This window comes from Bacillus sp. AK031 (assembly GCF_053903065.1).
The window spans coordinates 3,508,429-3,529,111 of record NZ_CP096424.1; the positions used below are offsets into that span (position 1 = coordinate 3,508,429).

The window sequence follows — 20,683 nt, forward strand, 5'->3', positions numbered from 1 at the left end:
GGTTTTTGATAAGATACTAAAGGAAGGTTCTTAAAGCACCAAAGAGGAGCAGTGGATAAATTGCAATATGTCTTAAAAAATAAATTAACAGCACGCCTTCCTGATTGGAGCAGCGGCGTGCTGTTATTATTGATTATAGCTGGGATTGCCAAATACTTCGGCACTCTCTTTCCCCTTGTCGGCAGTATTCTGTTTGCCATAATTATAGGAATTGTGATTAACAATACAATTGGTGTCCATGCTGTGTTTCAGCCCGGATTAAAACTGACATTAAAAAAATTATTAAAAGCAGCCGTCGTGATGCTTGGTGTGAGCTTAAGCTTCGCTGACATTCTTCTGATCGGAAGACAGTCTCTTCTGGTCATTCTCGTCTCTGTGGTATTGGGAATTGGAATGACCATATGGTTTGGAAAGCTTTTAAAAATGGACAGAAAGCTCGCATTGCTGATCGGCGTTGGAACAAGTATCTGCGGGGCAACGGCTATTTCCGCCGTTAAAGGCGTCATTGATTCTGATGACAATGAGACCGCCTATGCGATTTCCATCATCGTCTTTTTCAATCTGATTGCGTTCTTTCTTTATCCTGTTTTCGGTCATTTGCTTGGCCTCAGTTCAACGGCCTTTGGAATCTGGGCAGGTACTGCGGTTCATGATACATCGTCGTCAATCGCCGTGGGTTATGTGTATGGAAATGAAGCCGGGCAGGTTGCGACTACCGTTAAACTCGCAAGGACGTTGTTTCTGCTGCCACTGATCATGGTCCTGCCCCTTCTGTTAAAAAGTGATAAACCTACAGGAGCGGCCGCAGCAAAGAAAGCATTTCCATGGTTTGTCATTTGGTTCCTGGTTGTGAGCATCGTCAATTCATTCGGCATCATCCCTGTATTCATTGAGGAGACAGTGACTGACACCGCCAAGTTCATCATTATTATGGTCATGGGCGCTGTAGGGTTGCAGGTCAATCTCAAACAGTTTGCCAAGCTCGGCTTTAAGCCGCTCATCACTGGTCTTGTTGCCTCTTTGACAGTCTCGATGATCAGCCTTGTAATGATTATTTATCTTTTATAATGGAAAGCTGTTTTCTAAGGGGTCCGTTTAAGGAGAGAAAACCTTAAATCACACCCTAATCAGCAGCAGAAATAACAGTGCAAATAACACTGTATTTAAAATCAAAAAAACCGGATTCAAAAGGATCCGGTTCTTGGTTTTTTCTAAACTTCTTACTCTATTACCCCAATCGCTGAATAGGTGAACAGCAGGTTCTCTGCTGATTGAGAATTATAGAGGGAAAAATTCCCCTTAATTAGCAAATAGTACTGAAAACAGCTTAAATAGAGGGAGAAATTCCTCTTATTCGACTAAAAAAACGTAAAAATAGGCAGCTTCACTTTGTATAGAGGGAAAAATTCCTCTTATTTTCCCCAAAAACCACTTCTAGTCTGCATTTAACGGTAAAAACTCCGCTTATTTTCTATCACTGGTTACTCAATCTTCATTTACCCAACTACCGTATCTGTTAATAGCTCCGCAAGAACAGGATGCTAATTGGCAAGTCGTTTAGAAGCCCAATTAGCAATTCATTTTTTATCTGCACAATAATTATTGTACGCTTGTTAAATAATGTGCTATTCGAAGTGCTAATTAACCCAAAATCAAGTAAAAACATTGTTATAACAATAAATAGAGCAGGTCTAATCATGTGTGAGTCAGCCTGCTATTTATAATATTATATGTAATTTTCTCTCCCAATACGGAACCCGTTAGTTTATACTCTAAGCGGTTGTTTTTTTACAACACGATTCTTTTTCCTAATTATTCTCTTCCTTTAAACGCCTTTTCTTCCGCTGTATCGTATAATATGCAGCTATTGCAAGCACGATATCTATAAGCAAGAAACCAGTGCCCAGTAAAGCAGAATCTTCAAATGCGAGGGATAGTGTATAGTAATGCAGTACCATGAAAACCAGAAGCAGAATAAGGCCATTTCGTTTGCTCTTCATATATACTGACATCAATATAGCTAAAGCCAGGCTGACGGGTATGATATGCGTGATAAATGATACGGAATAAAACACAAAGCTGTTATCCAACAGAACACCTCCTGTATTGAAGTCAACTCAAATGGTGACTTATTGCTTGATTTTACAACTCCTTCATTCCTTTAATGTTAACATACTATTCCGATAACTACGTTGATAAAAGGACGGATATAGGCTTCATTGCCTTATATCCGTCCTCTTCACTTCTATTCAAATTCAGGAAACAGCGGCAGTTTGATAACAATACTCGTTCCACTGCCGTATTCCGATTCAATCTCCACTTCCCCATCATGTTTTTTCACAATATGATAAACGATGGATAGTCCCAGCCCGGTTCCGCCTTCCTTGCGGGTCCTGGCCTTATTGACACGGTAGAAGCGTTCCATGACCCTTGGCAGGTCTTCTTCGGGAATGCCCTGTCCGGAATCCTGGATGATTAATTTCGCTGTTTCTTGTTCTGCTGATAAATGTACGTTCACCGTTTTTCCTTCAGGGGTATAGCGGATGGCATTATCAAGAAGATTGCTTACCACCTGCTCCAGCCTGTCAGCATCCCCGTTGACAATGATATCGTCATCGAGGTCCATAGAGATATTCATCTTCTTTTGGGCTGCTGGCAACTTAAAGCGTTCCACCACATCCAATACCAATTGTGCGAAAGGCAAGGGATCGCATTTCATTGGGTAAGAATCATCCTCTAACTGAGCCAAATCCAGCAAGTCGTGGACCAGCCGGCTCATTCTGCCAGCCTCATTGTGGATGATCGACACATATTTATCCGTCTGCTCCTTGGCCGGGTCAGTCCCTTCCAGAATCACCTCAGTATATCCCTGCATATAACTTAACGGCGTCCTTAGTTCATGGGATACGTTTTGCAGGAACTCTCTTCTTTTTTTATCGACTTCTTCCAAAGAGGAAGCCAGAATGTTGAAAGAGGTTGCAAGATTGCCTATTTCATCCTGCTTTTTCACCAGGATCCTTTTTGAAAAATCACCCTGAGACATTTTTTGTGCCACTCTTTCCATCTCTTTTACCGGCCTGATGATTTGGTTTGTCATTTTATGCCCAACAAAAACAACGATACACAAAAGGATTATCAGGGCTCCAATCAGGATGATCCGGATTGATTGGAAAGGCTCATAAACATTCGCCATGGGCATATAAAGGAAGATTGCTCCCTCCAGCTGACTTTCCTCAATCAGCGGAATGGTAACTGCCAGAATATCCTGATTGAAGCGCGGATGCTTCCGTACGAATATAACTTCTTTCCCCTGAAGCAGACGTTGTCTCTCTTCAAATGTAATCAAATTATTGGTGAATTCCTCGTAAGGGATGCCCGCACTCAGCATCATCGGATCATCAGTATAAATGACGGATGCATCGGATGTCCTGTCCGTCCACTCTATTCTTTCGAGGAATTCCCGCCTGGTGCTATCGGATTGATAGAATGTCTTCAGCTCTTGCCCCTGCATGGTCAACAAGCTTTTCTGTTTGTCCACATAGAATGTTTCATACAAATAATAGGTCAGACTGGCTCCGGTTACAATCGTAATCAGTGAAACGATAACGATCGTCAACCAAATCTTCTGCTTAAGACCATATCCCCTCATTTTTTCGAAGTGTCGAATTTGTACCCAACTCCCCACACCGTCTGGATATAGATACCACAAGACTTCAATTTAAGCCTGAGCGTCTTGATATGCGTATCGACCGTCCTTAGCGTCCCTGTGCTTTCCATCCCCCAGATGCTGTCCAATAAATGCTCTCTGGAAAACACCTGTCCTTTATGGCTGACGAGAAAATGCAAAAGGTTGAATTCCTTTCTCGTTAAATTAATCTGATTCCCATTGACAGTCACCGTATGCCCTTCAATGTCAATAATCAGCCCGTCTGTTTCGATTAGATTTTGCTTTTGGCTGAAGTTATGGGACCTTCTTAAAATAGCCTCTACACGGGCGACCAGTTCCTTCGGGCTGAATGGTTTGACGATATAATCATCAGCACCTATTTTCAGTCCGTGTACCCTGTCCAGCTCCTCGCTCTTGGCAGTCAGCATGATGATGGGCACATTCGATTCTTGGCGAATTTTTTTGCATACAGAAAAACCGTCCATCACCGGCATCATAATATCCAGTATCACCAAATCAAAGGAGCCATCCTCCCACTGGACGAGGGCTTCCTTTCCGTCACGGGCAGAAGTGGTCTGATACCCTTCCTTCTCTAGATAGGACTGGAGCAGCGTCAGCATTTGCTCTTCGTCATCCGCTAATAAAATTTTGTATCTATTCATTACGCTCACCTAAAATCATTAAATGGGGTCCATTTTCCAATGGGATGCTCTCTTCTATCTCAAACGTTGACTGGTTGATCACAGTCAGCGAATTGCCATCGATACTGGACACATAGATTCTTTTGCTGTCTCCGATAATATCATAAGGGTTACTGCCCACTTCAATCGGGGAGCTGACCTCTCTTGTTTGTTTATTGATTTGATATACACTGCTTGAACCGTGGCAGACCACATAAAAGTATGGATTTGAAACATCACCATAAAAGTCAACAGGCATCACGCCCGTCTCCACCCTGTCAACTTCCTTCCCGCTTCCGGGATCATACACATAGACTTCTTTATTGAGAGTTCCGTACTCTCCATGTCCGCCTATCCAGACATATTCCCCATCATAGTAAATCCCATTTGGCCGCTCGGCTATCTGAAATTCCTTCTCCATTTTCATAGCTTCCAAATCTATTACGGATAAGGATGGGCCTTTCGCGTTGACAACAAAGACCGTTTCTTGATCAGGGTTGTAAGCCATTGAGATAGGCAGAGTTCCAACCGGCACTTCAGCTATTATTTTTTCTTGCATTAAATCAAACACTCCAACTGTATTCTCTTCGCCATTGGAGAAAATCAGCAGTTGTCTCTCAGGGATGTAGAGCAAATCATTGATTCCCGTCCCTGCATCAACCAGTTCTTTATAGCTGCCATCTTTCAAATCCAGTTCGAATAAATACTTTTCATTTTCTCCTGCTATGATGACCCGGCTTGGACCTGTTTTTTGCATAGCTGTAATGCGGAAATCCAGATTGCCTTCAGTAATCTTATGATCCTGCAAATTGACAAAAGATAAAGCGGGCTCCTTCAAGTGGGATACCATCAACTGGCCGTCCAGTGAGGGAGGAACGGCTATTTCCTTCGTCTTGCATCCTGTCAGCAGCAGACACAGCAACGCCGAGCAGAAAAAGATTCTTTTCACCTTTCATCCCCCCTTCCTTGCCAGGCTTTCAGAACTCCTTATTCTTGTTCTTCGGAAGTATCCCCGACATTGAATTCTTTCTTAGGCATAGTATGCATATCCCTGGCAGTAACATGAGCGATGACATAATAGGTACCCGGTTTTTCAAACGTTTGGGATATAGCGTATACTCCATTTCCTTCATGCTTACCTTCTATTTCTTCATGTACTTCCTGCCCGTCTCTCCATACTTCGAACAGCACTTCATCGGCATCCTCGACTTTTTCATCTCCCTGGGTAACAACAGCTTCAATGGCTGCCTCCCTGCCAGGCTGAAGATTTTCTGAACCAAGATTGATTTGCACTTCGACCATTTCAGGTGCTTCATCGTTTGAGTGACTTTCATTTCCTTTATTACTGCAGGCCGCAAAAATCACGGCTATGGCTATTAACGTTAATATAATCAACAGTTTTGAATTCATGATTCAATTCCTTCTTTCATTTTCTATCATCATTTCTGTTTCATATTAATTTGATACTCTATTGTATATCTTACAGAAGTATCAGTCTATGTCTGCAAGATTATATAATAAGATTGTGAAAAAATTGTGAAGTGCTATTAATATTAAGTGTGCTGGTTGATTTCCGCTCCAGGCGTGCGACTCCGCGGGGCGTGCGGTGAGCCTCCTCGGCTGATTAAAAAGCGGAAGCGGCCGTTCAGCGACGTACAGATTGGAGGGCTCTCGCATGAGATAAAGGAAACACAACGAACGCAGTGAGTTGATGTTGACTTATCGCAAGGAGAGAGACCGAAATCTGCTAGTCGCTGGCCGCTGGAGCTGGATTGGCCTGCGGGGTTACGTTCCAGTGGGTACGTAACCTTGGTCTCACCTGTCACGCTAATCCCGCAGGAGGTCTCACGCCTTCCGCTCCAATCAAAATTAATATCCACTAAACGGATTCCAGCTTACTTAATCAACAATTAACAAAGGTAGGATGAGAACAGATATACTTTGTATTATCAAAGGGTAAAATACTTCTCCTCATAGTCCTGAATAACAACATCACTAACTAATAAACCCAAACCCTTTTAAAGAACTACTTCTAATAAAAATGCTCTGCTAAACAAGGCATTTGATTCCTCTCTATATAACTAAAAAAGAGCACAAACTCAAAATCGTCTGCACTCAATGATTCATTTTTTTATTGATACTTCATAATCAACCCGCAGGCGAGACGCTTTCCGGCATCTCCTGAGGGCTGCGATCTGTAATCGTCGGGGCTTTGGTGGATGATGACCGCTTTGCCGACTACATCTTCTGGTTTAAATCTATTTGTAAAGAAGTTCATTCTTGCGTAACCGTTGTTTGAAAATAATACTGGAAAATCTCCGGCATGGTTTCCGTGGGGCTGGTCATCAGGATTCCAGTGGCCGCCGGCTGCTTTAAACGGTTCTTTTTCATCCCCCACCTCACAGCTTCCGTTTTCATGCAGATGGAACCCATGCGGTCCAATCGGGTTCTGATCCCCTTTTCCCGGTTTGTAATCAGGAAGGCCTTTTACCTCGACATGAACCTCCGTTCCGTTTGGGACCTCTCTAAAGAACACGTATCCCTTAAGATCAGGCGCCAACGGTCCTCCCTCAATTTGGGCAAAGGAAATGGAAGGTACATTTCTGTAAGGTTGATAACCGTAATAATAAGCAGGATGCGCTCCATAATAATAGTAAGACATACTATCACTCCTAAAGAAGTATTTCTGCCAACTATCGTATGTCAGCCCGCCCAGATTCGTGACTGCTTACTTTCGGCAGGCATTTAGACTATAATGAATAGAAACGGATAGAAGGAGACTACATCATGAATACGGATAAAAAGAAAATCAGCCTCGCACAGGCAATGAAAGATAAATTGGCACAGCAAAAACAGAATCAGGCTCAAGGCAAGCAGAAAGCGATGGTAAAATCGACGCAGCCTCTTAAAAGCCAGCTTACCAAAAAGCCGAACAACCAAAAGAAAAGAACGGGGGTTTAATATGAACGGCCAGCAGCGCGCCAATATCTCACCTGGAATCGAAGTTGACATCGTACTAAAAAAAGATCAGCGCACAGGCACTACTACAAGGGGAACGGTGAAAGACATCCTTACCAATTCGCCTACTCATCCCCACGGCATTAAAGTTCGACTGGCGGATGGCCAGGTTGGACGTGTGAAGAATATAGTAGGATAACCTTTAAGGTGCCTGGTACAAGCAGGCGGTTTGTACCAGGCACCTTTCTGTCTTCAGCAGCACACCGAAATGTTTATGGTTTCTCCCTCAAAGGAATAGGTAGAAGTGAATTCAAATTAAAAGGAGATGAGATTTTGTCACAAAATGATGTAAAGCAAGAAGTTCTTAATGTCCTGGAAAACAGCATGGTTGGAACACTGGCAACTGTTGTGAAGAACAAACCTCATTCTCGATACATGACTTTTTTCAATGACGGATTGACATTATTCACCCCGACCAGCCGGGAAACACATAAGGCGGAAGAAATTGATGAGAACCCTTATGTCCATGTACTGCTTGGATATGAAGGAAAAGGATACGGCGATTCATATGTGGAAGTCGAAGGCAAAGCCGTTATCAGCAAGGATGACAGCCTGAAAGAAAAATTCTGGAACGAAGAAATGAAGAAATGGTTCAAGGGGCCGGATGATCCGGATTTAATCATTCTTGAGATCCACCCTGAACAATATCGTTTGATGAATAAGAATGGCGAGGAACCTAAAGTACTCGACCTGTAAATCGTAAAAGGTAAGCAGCCACCTTGGCAGCTTACCTTTTTTCTTTGTCTATTGAATAATAAAACCTCATGTCAATAACTTCAACTAACACTTCATACCAATAATAGGGCCTTTCCTTTTTTTTCACTAGGTTAACAGGTAAAATGGCATTAGATGGATAAATAATAGATAGGAGCCAAAATCTTCGCAGACCTTCGGCTTACAGAACCGTAAAAAATTCTCTAAGTTTCCAAGGCAGCTAAAAAGTTTGATTATCAATAAAACTACCGAACAGGGGCTGATAAAGTGAAATTGAAATGGGTTGCCGGTATTTCTGTTTTTTTGATTGCAGGTATTTTAGGATTTATCTTCTGGCACGAAGCTTCATCATCATCGCAGGAGAATGAAGAAAATTTTTATCAAACAGAAGAGACGGCAGTCAACACTGACAACGAAGTGGCTCTCCCTGTTTCCATGAGCGAACAGGCTGTACAACAGCATATCCACGATATGAGCCATCAAAAGGTCGAAGCAGTCCCTAAATGGGGCAGGCTGCAAATAACACCTGAGAGGATTGAAGGTCTTATTTCCGTAGTCGAGAGCGGCAGCTATGAACATGCCCATGTCTATCTCGATATCTTATATGGATGGAAGGATGGAGACTTTTCAGAAGCAGATAAAGATCACAATACGATTTGGCGCCTGCAGGGCGGTACTATCGGCAAAGCTACTGGCCTGTTGTCTCAAGACGAGGAAAGGGCCTATGTCGAGAAGCATTTTGAATAAAAACAGTTATAGACTGGCAGACTGCTATAAACCAGGTTGAAAGATTCTGATTGGAGGGTATTAGTTGAAAATACGATTGTCTGAACCGCAAGAACTCGAATTTATACAGAAGCAGCGATTACAGGCTTATGAAGAACATGCTGAAAAAGTATCACCTGAACATTGGAAAGGCTTGAAAAAAGCCATTTCTTCCGGTGCTGATGAAGAAGACGGCGTTGAAGTCCTGGTCGCTGAAATAAATGGAGAAATTGTTGGGAGCGTTGTTTTATGTCCCGGAAATACGGACGCCTACAAGGGGTTATTCAACGTTTCAGAACACCCGGAAATCCGGATGCTGGCTGTCGATAAGAATACCAGGAAGCAAGGGGTTGCCAGGCAATTGATTGAAGAATGCATCTACCGGTCCCGGAAAAAAGGGGCTGCATATATAGGTCTGCATACAGGCCAGTTCATGGGCAGTGCCATCCGCCTGTATGAGAAGCTCGGTTTTCAACATCTGCCTGAGTTGGACTTTGAACCGAGCAATGACGGGATTGTCGTAAAGTCCTTCAGGCTTAAAGTTGAATAGAAAAGCCCCTCACATTCGAGGGGCTTCAACCGGATCAGTCTAAGTCTACATTATGGTAGACTTGCTGGACATCTTCCAAATCTTCAATGGCATCAATGAGTTTTTCAAACTCAGCCTGCGTGTCTTCCGGGAGGCTGATATCGTTTTGGGCAAGCATGGTGAGTTCCGCTACTGTAAAGTCTGTTACGCCTGCATTCCTGAACGCTTCCTGTACGGCGTGGAATTGATCAGGCTCGGCATAAATGATCACAGCATCATCTTCTTCAATGATGTCGCGCGCATCCACATCAGCTTCCATCAGGATTTCAAGGGCTTCCTCAGCACTTTTTCCTTCAAGGCCGATAACAGCTGTCGCATCAAACATATAAGCAACCGATCCGCTCACGCCCATGTTTCCGCCGTTTTTACCGAATGCTGCACGAACTTCAGAGGCTGTACGGTTAACGTTGTTGGTCAGAGCGTCTACGATGATCATCGCCCCATTGGGACCGAAACCTTCATAACGAAGCTCGTCAAAATTCTCTTCAGCTCCGCCCTTTGCCTTTTCAATGGCACGGTCAATAATATTTCTCGGTACATTATATGTTTTGGCACGTTCAAGAACGAATTTCAGAGGCTGGTTTAACTCAGGATCAGGCTCTCCCTGCTTTGCGACAACATAGATTTCTTTTGCAAATTTAGAATAGATACGACTCGTATTTGCATCCTTTGAAGCTTTCTTTTCCTTGATATTATTCCACTTACGACCCATATAATTTCCACTCTCTTTCGAATTGTAGCTATACTTCTCTTCTATTATACCGCAAATACACGCCATGTTTCGAGAGTATTATCCCAGATTCCAATCAATCTCGGGATGTGACCTTCCCTCTTCATCTATAATTTCCGAAACAATTTCTGAAACAGTCGTTGTAAAAACTTCGCTAAACCCCTCCGTTTCTTTCAAAGCATGTTCAAACTGGACTTCATCTGAAATCCTACCCACGGTCAAGTGAGGATTATAGGTTACTTTTCGAAATAAGAAATTTGTTAAAAGTCCGCTATACAACTTATCATGCAGCCGGATAATTCCGTCATTTCCTTCTTTTGCATTTAAAAATAAATAGCCGTTCCCTTCTCCTGTAATTCCTGTCAGTTTAATAGAGAACGGCTTCTCTCCTGCCAGAACGCACTTAAAATGCATGGTCAATTCTTCTGTCGTGATATTGCTGATGAACGGAAAAACAAGAGTAATATGAGGCGGGATCAAGTTATGAAGCGGATCATATTTTTTCCTGAGTTCATGGATAGGACCGCTGTTTTCAAATTGAGGAAATATACTTATCGATCGTTTTATCAACTTACTTCACCACCTTTTTTGTTTTAGGCTGTTTTCGGATATCACAAGGTACTAGGGAGGGTTCTCTCAGAACAGCGAAGCAACTCTTACCTTTCTTGTTACCAGAAAATTTCCGGTGAATTATAGCGGTATTTTTCAAATTTCATATTAAATAGCAACAAAGCTTAGGAAAAGAGCTTAATAAAAGACTCTTTGTATGAGAAGGGCCGCCATAGAAGTTTTTCTAAGAAGTTTTATTTTTTAGGTTAATTTATCACTGCTTTCAATTAACGCAGAGGGATTGGAGCGGAAGGTGTGCGACCTCCTGCGGGATTAGCGGGACAGGTGAGACCAAGGTTACGTACCCACTGGAACGTAACCCCGCAGGCAAAGCCGAGGAGGCTCACCGCCCGCCCCGCGGAGTCGTGCACCTGGAGTGGAAATCCATTCTTTTTATTCAGCCACAATCCTTGCGAAAAAAGCCTTTTATTAATATTACACAGTGATCCTATGTACTAATCTTAATGATAACACCAGTTTTATACTTATGGACTAATCCTTTTTACACTTTTATCCTTTACGGTTTTATGTTATATTTTCAGAAAGTTCAGTTTTTAATATGATTTAGGGGGAATACTTATGAATGGTTCAGTAAGATTAATTCCTTATGTTAAAGAAGAAATCATGGAAACTGCATCAGAAATGCCTGCAGGAGTCGATCTTGTACAGGCCCCTCAATTGTGGACAACCGGAATTAAAGGCAGCGGCATGACCATTGCCGTACTGGATACCGGTTGTGATCTAACGCATCCGGATCTTGAAGGCAGAATTACCGGAATTAGGAACTTCACCAGTGATGATGGCGGTGCCGAAGATAATGTCACCGATTACAACGGGCACGGTACACATGTGGCTGGAACCATCGCTGCGATTGAAAATGGACAAGGTGTCGTTGGCGTCGCTCCTGAAGCAAACTTGTTGATTATCAAAGTGCTGGCAGGTGAAGGAGGAAGCGGGAAATATGACTGGATCGTTGATGGCATTCAATATGCCATCGATCAGGGTGTCGATATCATCTCCATGTCACTGGGCGGACCGACGGATTACCCGCCGCTTCATGAAGTGATTCAGCAAGCTGTGGATAAAAACATTCCGGTTGTCTGTGCTGCAGGAAATGAAGGTGATGAGAATGCTGAGACCGATGAATTTTCTTATCCTGCCTGCTACAATGAAGTCATCTCAATCGGAGCCATTGATTTTGACCGAAAGTCATCCTACTTTACAAATTCGAACAATGAAGTGGACCTTGTCGCACCGGGAGAGTACATCCTTTCCACTATACCTGGCGGAAAATACGCCAAATTCAGCGGGACCTCTATGTCAGCTCCACATGTATCCGGCGCTTTGGCGTTGATTAAAATACTGGAACAAAATAATTTTGACCGCAAGCTGTCAGAGTGTGAACTCTATGCCCAGCTCGTCAGAAGAACAATACCACTTAGTTATCCTAAAACCTTAGAAGGAAATGGCTTGCTGTACCTGACTGCTCAGGAACTGCTTAAAGAATACCTTCAGCAGAATCAATTGTCTCTTACGGTATAATGAGGTTGGTTGTGCCTGGCACAGATACGTTGACCCAATAAAGAAAAAAGCGAAATCAAAGGTTATGTAAGTTAACCCTTCGATTTCGCTTTTATCATTAGCGGAGTTTACTTTCTACTTGCTGACATACATCATCAGCGCTCAATCCGTTGGCCTCGATAACCGAACCTTGCGTTACCACATTGGCGATCCCCATAACATTGGAATCCAGTCCAGTTACTACACAGCAGTCACAGCCTTGTGCATCCGACTCCTGCTTCAGTTCAACAACATCATGACCTTTTTCACGAAGTGCTTGTACAACATTTTGAAGGGATTCTTCCACTCCAATTCTTCTTGACATGTCTCCACACCTCCTTAACATACTCATAGGATTTTCATCCGCAAGCATTGGTATTCATTTATTTTTTGTTTTTTTGTCTTCCGCTTTTCTTTTGGCTCTGGCTGGTGCTGTTGCCCACTTGGAAATCGTCAGCACTGAATTCCACATCATTTTTGCCTTGCTGTTTGGCAAGCTGCTTTGAAGTTTGTTCAAGATTTTGTCTGCCTGGTTTGCTCATGTCTAATCCTCCTCCGATATATAGCCATACGGCAAATCAATGTATCAAGGATAGTGTTTGCAGATTCTTCATGAATTATAAGTCTGTTCCAACTCTCTATCAGGTGTTTAACTCACTGAGAAGCGGGTATTTACTATATATGCAAAAAAATAATAAAGGGTGGTTATATTAATGGATCAACAATTACAGGAATTAATTGATGGTTTAAACGAAGATTTAGCAAATGAATATACAGCTCAGATCATGTACACCAACTACGCCGCAGTCGTTTCAGGCTTGCACCGTCAAGTATTGAAGCCATTTTTCGAAAGTGAAATCGGCGATGAACAGGGTCACGCTCTTTACTTGGCGGAAAAAATTAAAACACTCGGCGGTACACCGACAACAACTCCGGCACCTGTCAAGCAGACAGATGATGTAAAAGAAATGCTTCAGGAAGCGCGTAAAGCCGAGAAGGAAACGATTGACCGTTACAAAAAGCGTAAAGAACAGGCCGATGCGCTTGGTTACACAGAACTGGTCGTCACACTTGAGGACCTGATTTCAGATGAGACTCATCATATGGAAGAACTTGACCGTATGTTGATGGACCCTGTATTTCAATAATTAGAACAAAAAGCTTCCTCCATTTTTGGGAGGAAGCTTTTAATGTGTGTTCAGATAGTCCTGCCCCTTGTGGAAAACAAATGCTTGCTGATTGCTGTTCCTTGGTTAGAGGCTTGGCCAGGGGCGATAATTGAGCTGTTTCTAATGCAACTCATAGACTTGTCAATCGAGGTCCGAGTTTTACCATTTTCACTTCTTGCACCCCGCATAGGCGTTAATCAAGGTTCATCTTCTTCCTTTTCGCCAACTTGCACCCCGCATACAGTCTGAACCCAAATCAAATCACGGTAAACCCACCCCATTCCTCCGGAAACATCGATTGATATTTCGGGGTTAAATACCGATCATCAATGAGCACGATTATGCCCTTGTCTTCCTCTGTACGAATCAGTCTTCCCCCTGCCTGAAGTACCTTGTTCATGCCAGGATATACATAGGAATATTCATACCCATTCTTTTGCCTCTCGTTAAAGTGGTCTTTGATAATATCCCTCTCCTGGCCAATCTGCGGCAGTCCGACTCCGGCAACAATCACACCATTCAGCCGGTCTCCTTTTAGGTCGACCCCTTCTGAAAAGATTCCACCTAATACGGCAAAACCGATCAGCGGCTTCTCCCGTCCAGGCTGAAATTCCTTCAGAAAGTCCTCCCGCTCCTCTTCTGTCATCTGGGGAGACTGTAAAAGGACTTCTGCTTGTGGGTCTTTTTCCATAAATGCTACATGAACATCATTCATGTAGCGGTAAGAAGGAAAGAAGTACAAATAGTTTCCCGGCCTCTGTTTCATTAATTCCTGGGGAAGTTTTACCAGAGGGGCTATACTTTCTTCTCGGTCTTTAAATCTTGTTGAAAGCGGTTTGATGTATATTTCCCAATTCTCGCGTGAAAACGGGGATGGAATTTTAAAGCGGTAGTCTTCCTCATCTCCGCCCAGCATATCAAAGTAGTAAGGGAACGGGGAAAGTGTTGCTGAAAAGTATATAGCTGATGAAAAACCTCTTGCGGTCCTGCTCAACAGTTCAGACGGATCCAGGCAATACTGCTTGATGACCACTTCATTTTTCCCGATGTCGATGCAGGTAACATAATCCTCATTGTAAAGGGCGGCAATCTTCACAAAGTTATTCGCCGCAAAATAAGCTTCCAGCAGCAGGCTCTCTCCGCTTTGGCCCACTAGTTCTTTTTCCGCTGAAGCAATAAATTTTTCCAGCTTATCGATCAATTCCACAAAAGGCTCTTTAAAGACGCTGTTCCCGCTTTCCTTAAACTGTTTTCTCAGGTCGATAAAGAAACGGTTAATTTCATTGGCAGTGTCATGTAATTCCTTATTCTTCCCCTTAAAGGTGCGTTTCAATTCCAGAAAAACTGACTTGGCAAGGTCGGCTGAAAACATCTCCCTTCCTCTGTCAACTAAGTTGTGGGCTTCATCCGTAAGCAATACGGTCCTCTTCTTCTGAGAGTCCGATAATCTTTTTAAAGAGACTCGCGGATCAAAAATATAGTTATAATCGCAAATGACGGCATCCACAATGTAAGAGAGATCAATAGAAAATTCGAATGGGCATACCTTATGCTTGCGGCTGTATTCTTCAATGACCGGACGCGTCAGATTGTCTTCATTCTCAATAATGTCCAGCATCGCTCCATTGATTCTGTCATAATAGCCCTCGGCATATTGACAGAAATCACTTTGGCAAATGGTTTCCTCTTTCAGGCAGGCTTTCTCTTTTGCCGTAATCGTCAAGGTTTTAGCTGACAAGCCGTTTTCTCCCAACAGTGCAAATGCCTCTTCAGCAGTTGTTCTCGTAATGGTCTTGGCTGTCAGGTAGTATAGTTTGTCAATGTGGCCGTCTCCAGCTGCTTTCAGGCTTGGGAAGATGGTTGATATCGTTTTCCCGGTACCGGTGGGGGCGTTGGCAAACAGGTTCTTCTGCTCGGTTATTTTTTTATAAACTGCACCTGCAAATTTTCTTTGACCTTTTCGGAAACCCTTGAATGGAAACTGAAGATCGGCTATACTCTCATCGCGTTTACCTTTGCTGTCAGCCAGAAGCCTGGCAAATGGATAGTATTCCCGGATGGTATCTTCCACGAAATCTTCGAGCTCCTTAAGGGTGAAATTCTGGTCAAAGTGATGGGTTTCCTCCGTATCTGCCTGTATGTATGTCAGCCTGACCTGGATTTTCTCCAAGTTATGGTCATTCGCATAAATATAGGCATAAACCTTTCCTTGTGCCCAATGGACAGGGTAGGAATCCTCATCAATATCGGCAAGGCTTTGGCGGGTTGACTTGATTTCATCGATGATGACATCTTCCCCATCAAAAAGGAGGCCGTCACAACGCCCTTCCACTTTAAAAGTCAGATCCTCATGAGAAATTTCTATGCTCAAATACTCCTCAGACTTGTCCCCTTCTTTGTAATTGCGCTGCAGTTTTTTATGGAGCCTTGTACCCTCTGTCATGGACGAGGAGTTCTGAAACCGCTGATCGATACTTCCGCTTTTGTAGACATACTCAACCAGGTTCCGCACTGATAATTTCACATCTCTCATACGGTCTCCTCCCTTCTAAAAAGTACAAGCGCCCCGTCAAGACCCGACAGGCAACTATTCCAGTGGGTACGTAATCAAGGGCGCTGGAGCTGTTCATGTCTGTTCCTGGGTGTTACTAAGTGCACTACAAAAAATCGTGGAAAATCATTTCGTCTTTTTGATAAAAACGACCTTCAAATAATCACCCTGTTTAAATTGGCTGATCGTCTTAAAATCTTCAGGCAATGAAAATTCTTCCATCAGCTTGTACGAACTGCCGGACTCTTTAAATGCTTTATCTATGAATCCTTTGAACCGTTTCATATCGAAGTTGCTTGCGTTCGTGGAAGCGACGATTACGCCGTCTTTCTCTGTGATCTCGATTGTCTGTTTTAACAGATCTGTATAATCCTTTGCAGCGGAAAACGTATGTCTTTTCGAGCGGGCAAAGCTCGGCGGGTCGAGAATGACCATATCGAATTTAAGCTCTTTTTTCACGGCATATTTAAAATAGTTGAAAACATCCATGACAATGATGTCCTGTGCTTCATAATCAACACCGTTAATACTGAACTGTTCAATCGTCTTGGCCTCACTTCGGTTGGCAAGGTCGACGCTGGTCGTTTTCACCGCCCCCCCAAGGGCTGCATAAACCGAGAAAGCGCCAGTATATGAAAAGGTATTGAGGACTGACTTTCCTTCCGCATATTTGTCACGGATCAGCTTACGGACTTCACGCTGGTCAAGGAATACCCCGACCATAGCACCTTCGTTTAAATAAACAGCAAAATTGACGCCATTTTCTTTGACTATGAGAGGAAACTCGGCACGTTCTCCGGTAACAAAGTCATCTTCATCGATATATGTACCGCTTTGTGCAAACCTCTTTTTCTGATATACACCTTTAATATCAACAAGCTGCTGCAAGGAGAGGATAATATCATTCTTGAACTGATAGATGCCTTCGCTGTACCAGTTGATCAAGTAATAGCCATTGAAATAGTCAATGGTGAGCCCCCCAATACCGTCTCCCTCACCATTAAACACGCGGAAAGCTGTGGTATCTTCATTTTGAAAAAAGTGAAGTCGCTGGTTTATCGCATTTTTCAGCTTTCTTTCAAAAAAACCCTGATCGATTCGTTCTTGCTCTTTCCAACTGAGAATCCAGCCAAGGCCTTTATTTTGTTTTCCATAATACCCTCTGGCAATGAAGCGTTTTTGGGCATCGATCAATTTAATAATGCTTCCCTCCTCTTCAAGTCCTGAAGTGGAGGACAACCCTTCCTTGCTGATCAGCGGGTAGCCATTCTTGAATTTATCGGCAAACTTCGGATTAACAGTGAGTATGATGTCTTTCATAATTTCATCCTATCTATTGTATATTTTGAACGTTATTACATATATTTCACAGAGAGGGACAAGTATAATCCTCTCCCCCTTGGATTTTCCATTGATTTTCACAGTTGAGAAATGTAACATATTCATTATCGCATTTTTTAGTGTGCTAAAAAACTATTTGATAAAGGAATGTATATATATGAGGGAAAGATCGGTCTTTTTCAGTGTCGGCTTAATCATCCTGACACTCGGGGTGGCTTTAGTCATCAAAGCCAACCTTGGCGCTTCATCATGGGATGCCCTTGCAGTCGGTGAGTCGACTACCTTTGGCATAACCGTCGGTACTTGCGTTTTCATTAATGGAATCATCCTTATTTTCATTAATGCTTTCTTATTAAAAAAGCGGCCTGAGGTCCTGGCGGCTGTTTCGATTTTTATTATCGGTGCACTGATCGACTTCTGGCTGCTGATTGGCTTGAAAAATTTTGCTCCTGACGGGATCGGGGTTCAATCAGCAACTCTGGCAGTCGGAATCCTGGCACTTGGAGTTGGAGTGGCGGTCTATTTGCAGGCAAAATTCCCTGCGAGTCCGATGGATACAATCATGATTGCGATTTCGACAAGGTTTGGTTTAAGCCTTCGCGCTTCCCGCCTTATCAGTGAAGGGCTCGCCCTTGCGCTTGCAGTTGCTTTTGGAGGCGCTGTGGGAGTTGGGACGGTGATTGTCACATTGACACTCGGATTCATTGTGCAGTATTTCTTCCCGAAATTCGAAAAGCTGCTTGAAGGCTGGAGCGAGAAACTTTCTTTTAAGTGACTCATTTGATATAGTGTTCTTGGAAATTAAGAACTGACTGAAACTGCCGTGGATGGCAGTTTCTTTTACTATGGAGGACAAACATGACAAACAGAAATAAAGGAATCCTGCTCCTGCTCGTGTCTTCATTCGGGTTTGCCATGATGGCAGCATTCGTGAAGCTGTCAGGCGAATTGCCGACTGTTCAGAAAACGTTATTCAGAAACCTGATTTCTGCTATCATATCTTTCGGCTTTGTCCTGTACTACAAGGAAAGGCTATTCGGTAAAAAGGAAAATCAGAAGTTCCTTCTCCTGCGCTCAGCCTTAGGGACATTGGGTATTCTGTTTTTCTTCTACGCCATCGATAATCTCGTGTTATCAGATGCGGATATGCTGAATAAATTGAGTCCGTTTTTGACGATCATCTTTTCAGCCCTATTTCTGAAAGAGAAAGCTCGGCGGTTCCAAATCGCCGCCATCATCATTGCGTTTCTCGGGACTTTACTGATCATTAAGCCGGCTTTCTCAGTGGACACCATTCCATACCTGGCCGGGATTCTGTCAGCTGTATTTGCGGCTGGTGCTTACACAGTGTTAAGGGTGCTTGGACAAAAGGAAAAGTTCTATACCGTCGTTTTCTATTTTTCATTCTTCTCCACTGTCGTCCTGCTGCCGTTTGTCATCATGTTCTATGAGCCGATGGAAACTGACCAGTTCATCTACTTGATTCTTGCCGGTATCTTTGCAACTCTCGGGCAGTTCGGCATAACGATGGCCTATAAATATGCACCGGCACGGGAAATTTCAATTTTCTTTTATTCAACAGTCGTATACTCAGCCCTCATCAGCATTGTTCTGTTCGGACAGATTCCTGACTTGCTGAGCATAGCCGGCTACATCATCATCTTTGGCGCTTCCTTCTATATGTTCATCAAGAACAAAGAAGGCGACAAAGCAAATGCATAAGTTGCTTTAATACTTTAACGCACTAAGAGGGACTGTCCCTCTTAGTGCGTTACTGTGTTAAAGGATTTCAGCATGAGAAAAGCGGAGATTCCTTTGTGGGATCTCCGCTTTTTATTTGAATTATATAGGACAGCACTCGTTCAGGATCTGTCTGCAAGCCGTTCGAGTGTATGGGCCTTCCTGTCCTGTCCCTGCTTTATCAACTGATTTCTTCTGCCTGCATGTTTTCTGATGGCACTGCCCCTTGCCTGTTTAACGGCAGCTGCACCTGTACATGAGTACCTTTTCCTAATTCGCTTTTATAAGTGATCTTGCCTTCCATCGCCTCTATTATTCTAAGAGAAACCATGGTACCGAGCCCGGTCCCTTTATCTTTCGTAGTGTAGAATAGTGTGCCGATGCGGCTCAGCTGTTCTTTCGTCATTCCTTTTCCCGTATCTTTGACTCTGATGTCTGCTTGATGGGAGGAAGCTGTCAGTCTGACATGGACATTCCCTCCATGCTCAGTTGCTTCAATTGCATTTTTAATAATATTCACCAGGGCCTGTTTGAACTGATTCCGGTCTGTATGCAGATACACATCTGATTTCAGGTCGCTTTCCAACTCAACACCTTGCTTAATGGCCAAAGGCTGCAAAAGAGCAACGACATCCGTCATCGTGGATGACAACTCCAGCTTCTCGATTTTTTCGAATTGAGGCTTGGCGAAGTTCAAATAGTCATTGATGATGGCTTCTGCACGCCCCAGCTCGCTCAAAATAAGAGTCAGATATTGATAGTTATCATCCTTCTCCTTACTCTTCATCAACTGGAGAAAACCTTTCACAACAGTAAGAGGGTTTCGGACCTCATGGGCAATGGAGGCAGCAAGCTCCCCTAATGTGTTCAGCTTTTCCGCCCGCTGCATTTCCTTTTTCATCAATCTTCTTTCAATGACTGCTTCATGAAGCATCGCGGCAAAGCCGATCCCGATAATTTGTATGACGCCGAACAAGATGACATACACCAATAACTCATTCGTATTGCTGACCGGATTTTCTGAAAAGAGAAGCCATGAAATCAGGATGAACAGCATAATCAATGATGGCCATACTCCAAGCCCTATTGCTGTGATAATTCTTTTCTTAGCTTGAAACTTCCAAAATCTCTTAACATATAAAAAGGGAACGGAGGCAGCAAGTGTTGCACTTACATATCCAAACAACAATGCATCACCGCTCATGAAAGTCCTCGCGCCAAGGATTGAAAGGAATGTAATCAATCCAGCCACAGGCCCGCCGTATAAAATGGCCAGTACCAGCGGAACATAGCGAAGATCCCAATATAGTCCGTAACTGTAAAAAGAGACTGTGAGACATAATATTGCTGAAATGCCATACATCATTCCGATAAAATATGGTGATTGTCCAATTCGCCGGTTCTCAAAAAAGGAAGTGTACAACAAAATCGGAGCCAGAATGACAAAAACATGTAACAACAGTTTTTCTGCAAGCATTAAATCTTCCTCATCTCTTGTAGGTATACCTTTAAAATACGACAACATTGGGCAATCACCTGCAAAGAATTAC

Annotated in this window: 23 protein-coding genes; 10 read left to right on the forward strand and 13 right to left on the reverse strand. The window is 43.2% G+C overall.

The window, feature by feature from the left end:
* Positions 1–51 precede the first annotated feature (51 nt).
* The gene (locus tag M1E09_RS17965; RefSeq protein WP_456272187.1) at positions 52–1,068 is read left to right on the forward strand and encodes a YeiH family protein; all 1,017 of its coding nucleotides are present in this window, start codon (positions 52–54) and stop codon (positions 1,066–1,068) included.
* 740 nt (positions 1,069–1,808) lie between these two features.
* On the opposite strand, the gene M1E09_RS17970 is transcribed toward M1E09_RS17965, so the two are convergent.
* From M1E09_RS17970 to M1E09_RS17995, 6 genes are all read right to left on the reverse strand, one after another.
* Positions 1,809–2,090, reverse strand: coding sequence for a hypothetical protein (locus tag M1E09_RS17970; protein ID WP_456272188.1), 282 nt, complete (start codon positions 2,088–2,090; stop codon positions 1,809–1,811).
* Positions 2,091–2,245: 155 nt separating this feature from the next.
* Positions 2,246–3,616, reverse strand: coding sequence for a sensor histidine kinase (locus tag M1E09_RS17975; RefSeq protein ID WP_456272189.1), 1,371 nt, complete (start codon positions 3,614–3,616; stop codon positions 2,246–2,248).
* 29 nt (positions 3,617–3,645) lie between these two features.
* On the reverse strand, positions 3,646–4,329 hold the full coding sequence (locus M1E09_RS17980) for a response regulator transcription factor (RefSeq protein WP_456272190.1): 684 nt from the start codon (positions 4,327–4,329) through the stop codon (positions 3,646–3,648).
* On the reverse strand, positions 4,322–5,296 hold the full coding sequence (locus tag M1E09_RS17985) for a hypothetical protein (RefSeq protein WP_456272191.1): 975 nt from the start codon (positions 5,294–5,296) through the stop codon (positions 4,322–4,324). Before M1E09_RS17985 ends, M1E09_RS17980 begins: the two co-directional genes overlap by 8 nt.
* 38 nt (positions 5,297–5,334) lie before the next feature.
* Positions 5,335–5,757: a FixH family protein gene (locus tag M1E09_RS17990; RefSeq protein WP_456272192.1), complete on the reverse strand. Its 423-nt coding sequence runs from the start codon at positions 5,755–5,757 to the stop codon at positions 5,335–5,337.
* 721 nt (positions 5,758–6,478) lie between these two features.
* Positions 6,479–7,009, reverse strand: a complete 531-nt coding sequence (locus tag M1E09_RS17995; RefSeq protein WP_456272193.1) for a superoxide dismutase family protein — start codon at positions 7,007–7,009, stop codon at positions 6,479–6,481.
* Between the two features lie 125 nt (positions 7,010–7,134).
* Between M1E09_RS17995 and M1E09_RS18000 the strand changes: the two genes are divergently transcribed.
* The 5 genes from M1E09_RS18000 to M1E09_RS18020 all read left to right on the forward strand — a co-directional run bounded on the left by M1E09_RS18000 (position 7,135) and on the right by M1E09_RS18020 (position 9,394).
* Entirely contained in the window at positions 7,135–7,308 is a 174-nt protein-coding gene (locus M1E09_RS18000) for a hypothetical protein (RefSeq protein WP_456272194.1), read from the forward strand.
* 1 nt (position 7,309) lies between these two features.
* Complete coding sequence (locus M1E09_RS18005) at positions 7,310–7,504, forward strand: YwbE family protein (RefSeq protein WP_456272195.1); 195 nt, start codon at positions 7,310–7,312, stop codon at positions 7,502–7,504.
* A gap of 134 nt (positions 7,505–7,638) precedes the next feature.
* Positions 7,639–8,061 (forward strand): pyridoxamine 5'-phosphate oxidase family protein, encoded by a 423-nt coding sequence (locus M1E09_RS18010; RefSeq protein WP_456272196.1) that lies wholly within the window; start codon positions 7,639–7,641, stop codon positions 8,059–8,061.
* Positions 8,062–8,346: 285 nt separating this feature from the next.
* Entirely contained in the window at positions 8,347–8,826 is a 480-nt protein-coding gene (locus M1E09_RS18015; RefSeq protein WP_456272197.1) for a DUF6241 domain-containing protein, read from the forward strand.
* Between the two features lie 64 nt (positions 8,827–8,890).
* Positions 8,891–9,394 carry a GNAT family N-acetyltransferase gene (locus M1E09_RS18020; protein ID WP_456272198.1) on the forward strand — a complete coding sequence of 168 codons (504 nt, stop codon included), beginning with the start codon at positions 8,891–8,893 and terminating at the stop codon, positions 9,392–9,394.
* Positions 9,395–9,428: 34 nt separating this feature from the next.
* Here M1E09_RS18020 and M1E09_RS18025 read toward each other — a convergent pair whose 3' ends face one another.
* Positions 9,429–10,145, reverse strand: a complete 717-nt coding sequence (locus M1E09_RS18025; protein ID WP_456272199.1) for a YebC/PmpR family DNA-binding transcriptional regulator — start codon at positions 10,143–10,145, stop codon at positions 9,429–9,431.
* Between the two features lie 78 nt (positions 10,146–10,223).
* Positions 10,224–10,733 carry a 2'-5' RNA ligase family protein gene (locus M1E09_RS18030; protein WP_456272200.1) on the reverse strand — a complete coding sequence of 170 codons (510 nt, stop codon included), beginning with the start codon at positions 10,731–10,733 and terminating at the stop codon, positions 10,224–10,226.
* 618 nt (positions 10,734–11,351) lie between these two features.
* Here M1E09_RS18030 and M1E09_RS18035 point away from each other — a divergent pair.
* Positions 11,352–12,314: a S8 family peptidase gene (locus M1E09_RS18035; protein ID WP_456272201.1), complete on the forward strand. Its 963-nt coding sequence runs from the start codon at positions 11,352–11,354 to the stop codon at positions 12,312–12,314.
* Positions 12,315–12,411: 97 nt separating this feature from the next.
* Here the strand turns inward: M1E09_RS18035 and M1E09_RS18040 are convergent, their stop codons facing one another.
* Positions 12,412–12,657: a YkuS family protein gene (locus M1E09_RS18040; protein ID WP_456272202.1), complete on the reverse strand. Its 246-nt coding sequence runs from the start codon at positions 12,655–12,657 to the stop codon at positions 12,412–12,414.
* Positions 12,658–12,715: 58 nt separating this feature from the next.
* Positions 12,716–12,874, reverse strand: coding sequence for a hypothetical protein (locus M1E09_RS18045; protein WP_456272203.1), 159 nt, complete (start codon positions 12,872–12,874; stop codon positions 12,716–12,718).
* A 171-nt stretch (positions 12,875–13,045) separates the two neighbouring features.
* Between M1E09_RS18045 and M1E09_RS18050 the strand changes: the two genes are divergently transcribed.
* Positions 13,046–13,480, forward strand: a complete 435-nt coding sequence (locus M1E09_RS18050; RefSeq protein WP_456272204.1) for a ferritin-like domain-containing protein — start codon at positions 13,046–13,048, stop codon at positions 13,478–13,480.
* A 277-nt stretch (positions 13,481–13,757) separates the two neighbouring features.
* Here M1E09_RS18050 and M1E09_RS18055 read toward each other — a convergent pair whose 3' ends face one another.
* Positions 13,758–16,034 (reverse strand): helicase C-terminal domain-containing protein, encoded by a 2,277-nt coding sequence (locus M1E09_RS18055; protein ID WP_456272205.1) that lies wholly within the window; start codon positions 16,032–16,034, stop codon positions 13,758–13,760.
* Between the two features lie 144 nt (positions 16,035–16,178).
* Positions 16,179–17,375: a class I SAM-dependent rRNA methyltransferase gene (locus M1E09_RS18060; protein WP_456275030.1), complete on the reverse strand. Its 1,197-nt coding sequence runs from the start codon at positions 17,373–17,375 to the stop codon at positions 16,179–16,181.
* A gap of 175 nt (positions 17,376–17,550) precedes the next feature.
* On the opposite strand from M1E09_RS18060, the gene M1E09_RS18065 reads away from it, so the two are divergent.
* Together M1E09_RS18065 and M1E09_RS18070 are read left to right on the forward strand one after the other, a co-directional pair.
* Complete coding sequence (locus M1E09_RS18065) at positions 17,551–18,168, forward strand: YczE/YyaS/YitT family protein (protein WP_456272206.1); 618 nt, start codon at positions 17,551–17,553, stop codon at positions 18,166–18,168.
* Between the two features lie 83 nt (positions 18,169–18,251).
* Positions 18,252–19,115, forward strand: a complete 864-nt coding sequence (locus M1E09_RS18070) for a DMT family transporter (RefSeq protein WP_456272207.1) — start codon at positions 18,252–18,254, stop codon at positions 19,113–19,115.
* A gap of 199 nt (positions 19,116–19,314) precedes the next feature.
* On the opposite strand, the gene M1E09_RS18075 is transcribed toward M1E09_RS18070, so the two are convergent.
* The gene (locus M1E09_RS18075; protein ID WP_456272208.1) at positions 19,315–20,658 is read right to left on the reverse strand and encodes an ATP-binding protein; all 1,344 of its coding nucleotides are present in this window, start codon (positions 20,656–20,658) and stop codon (positions 19,315–19,317) included.
* Between the last annotated feature and the right edge of the window lie 25 nt (positions 20,659–20,683).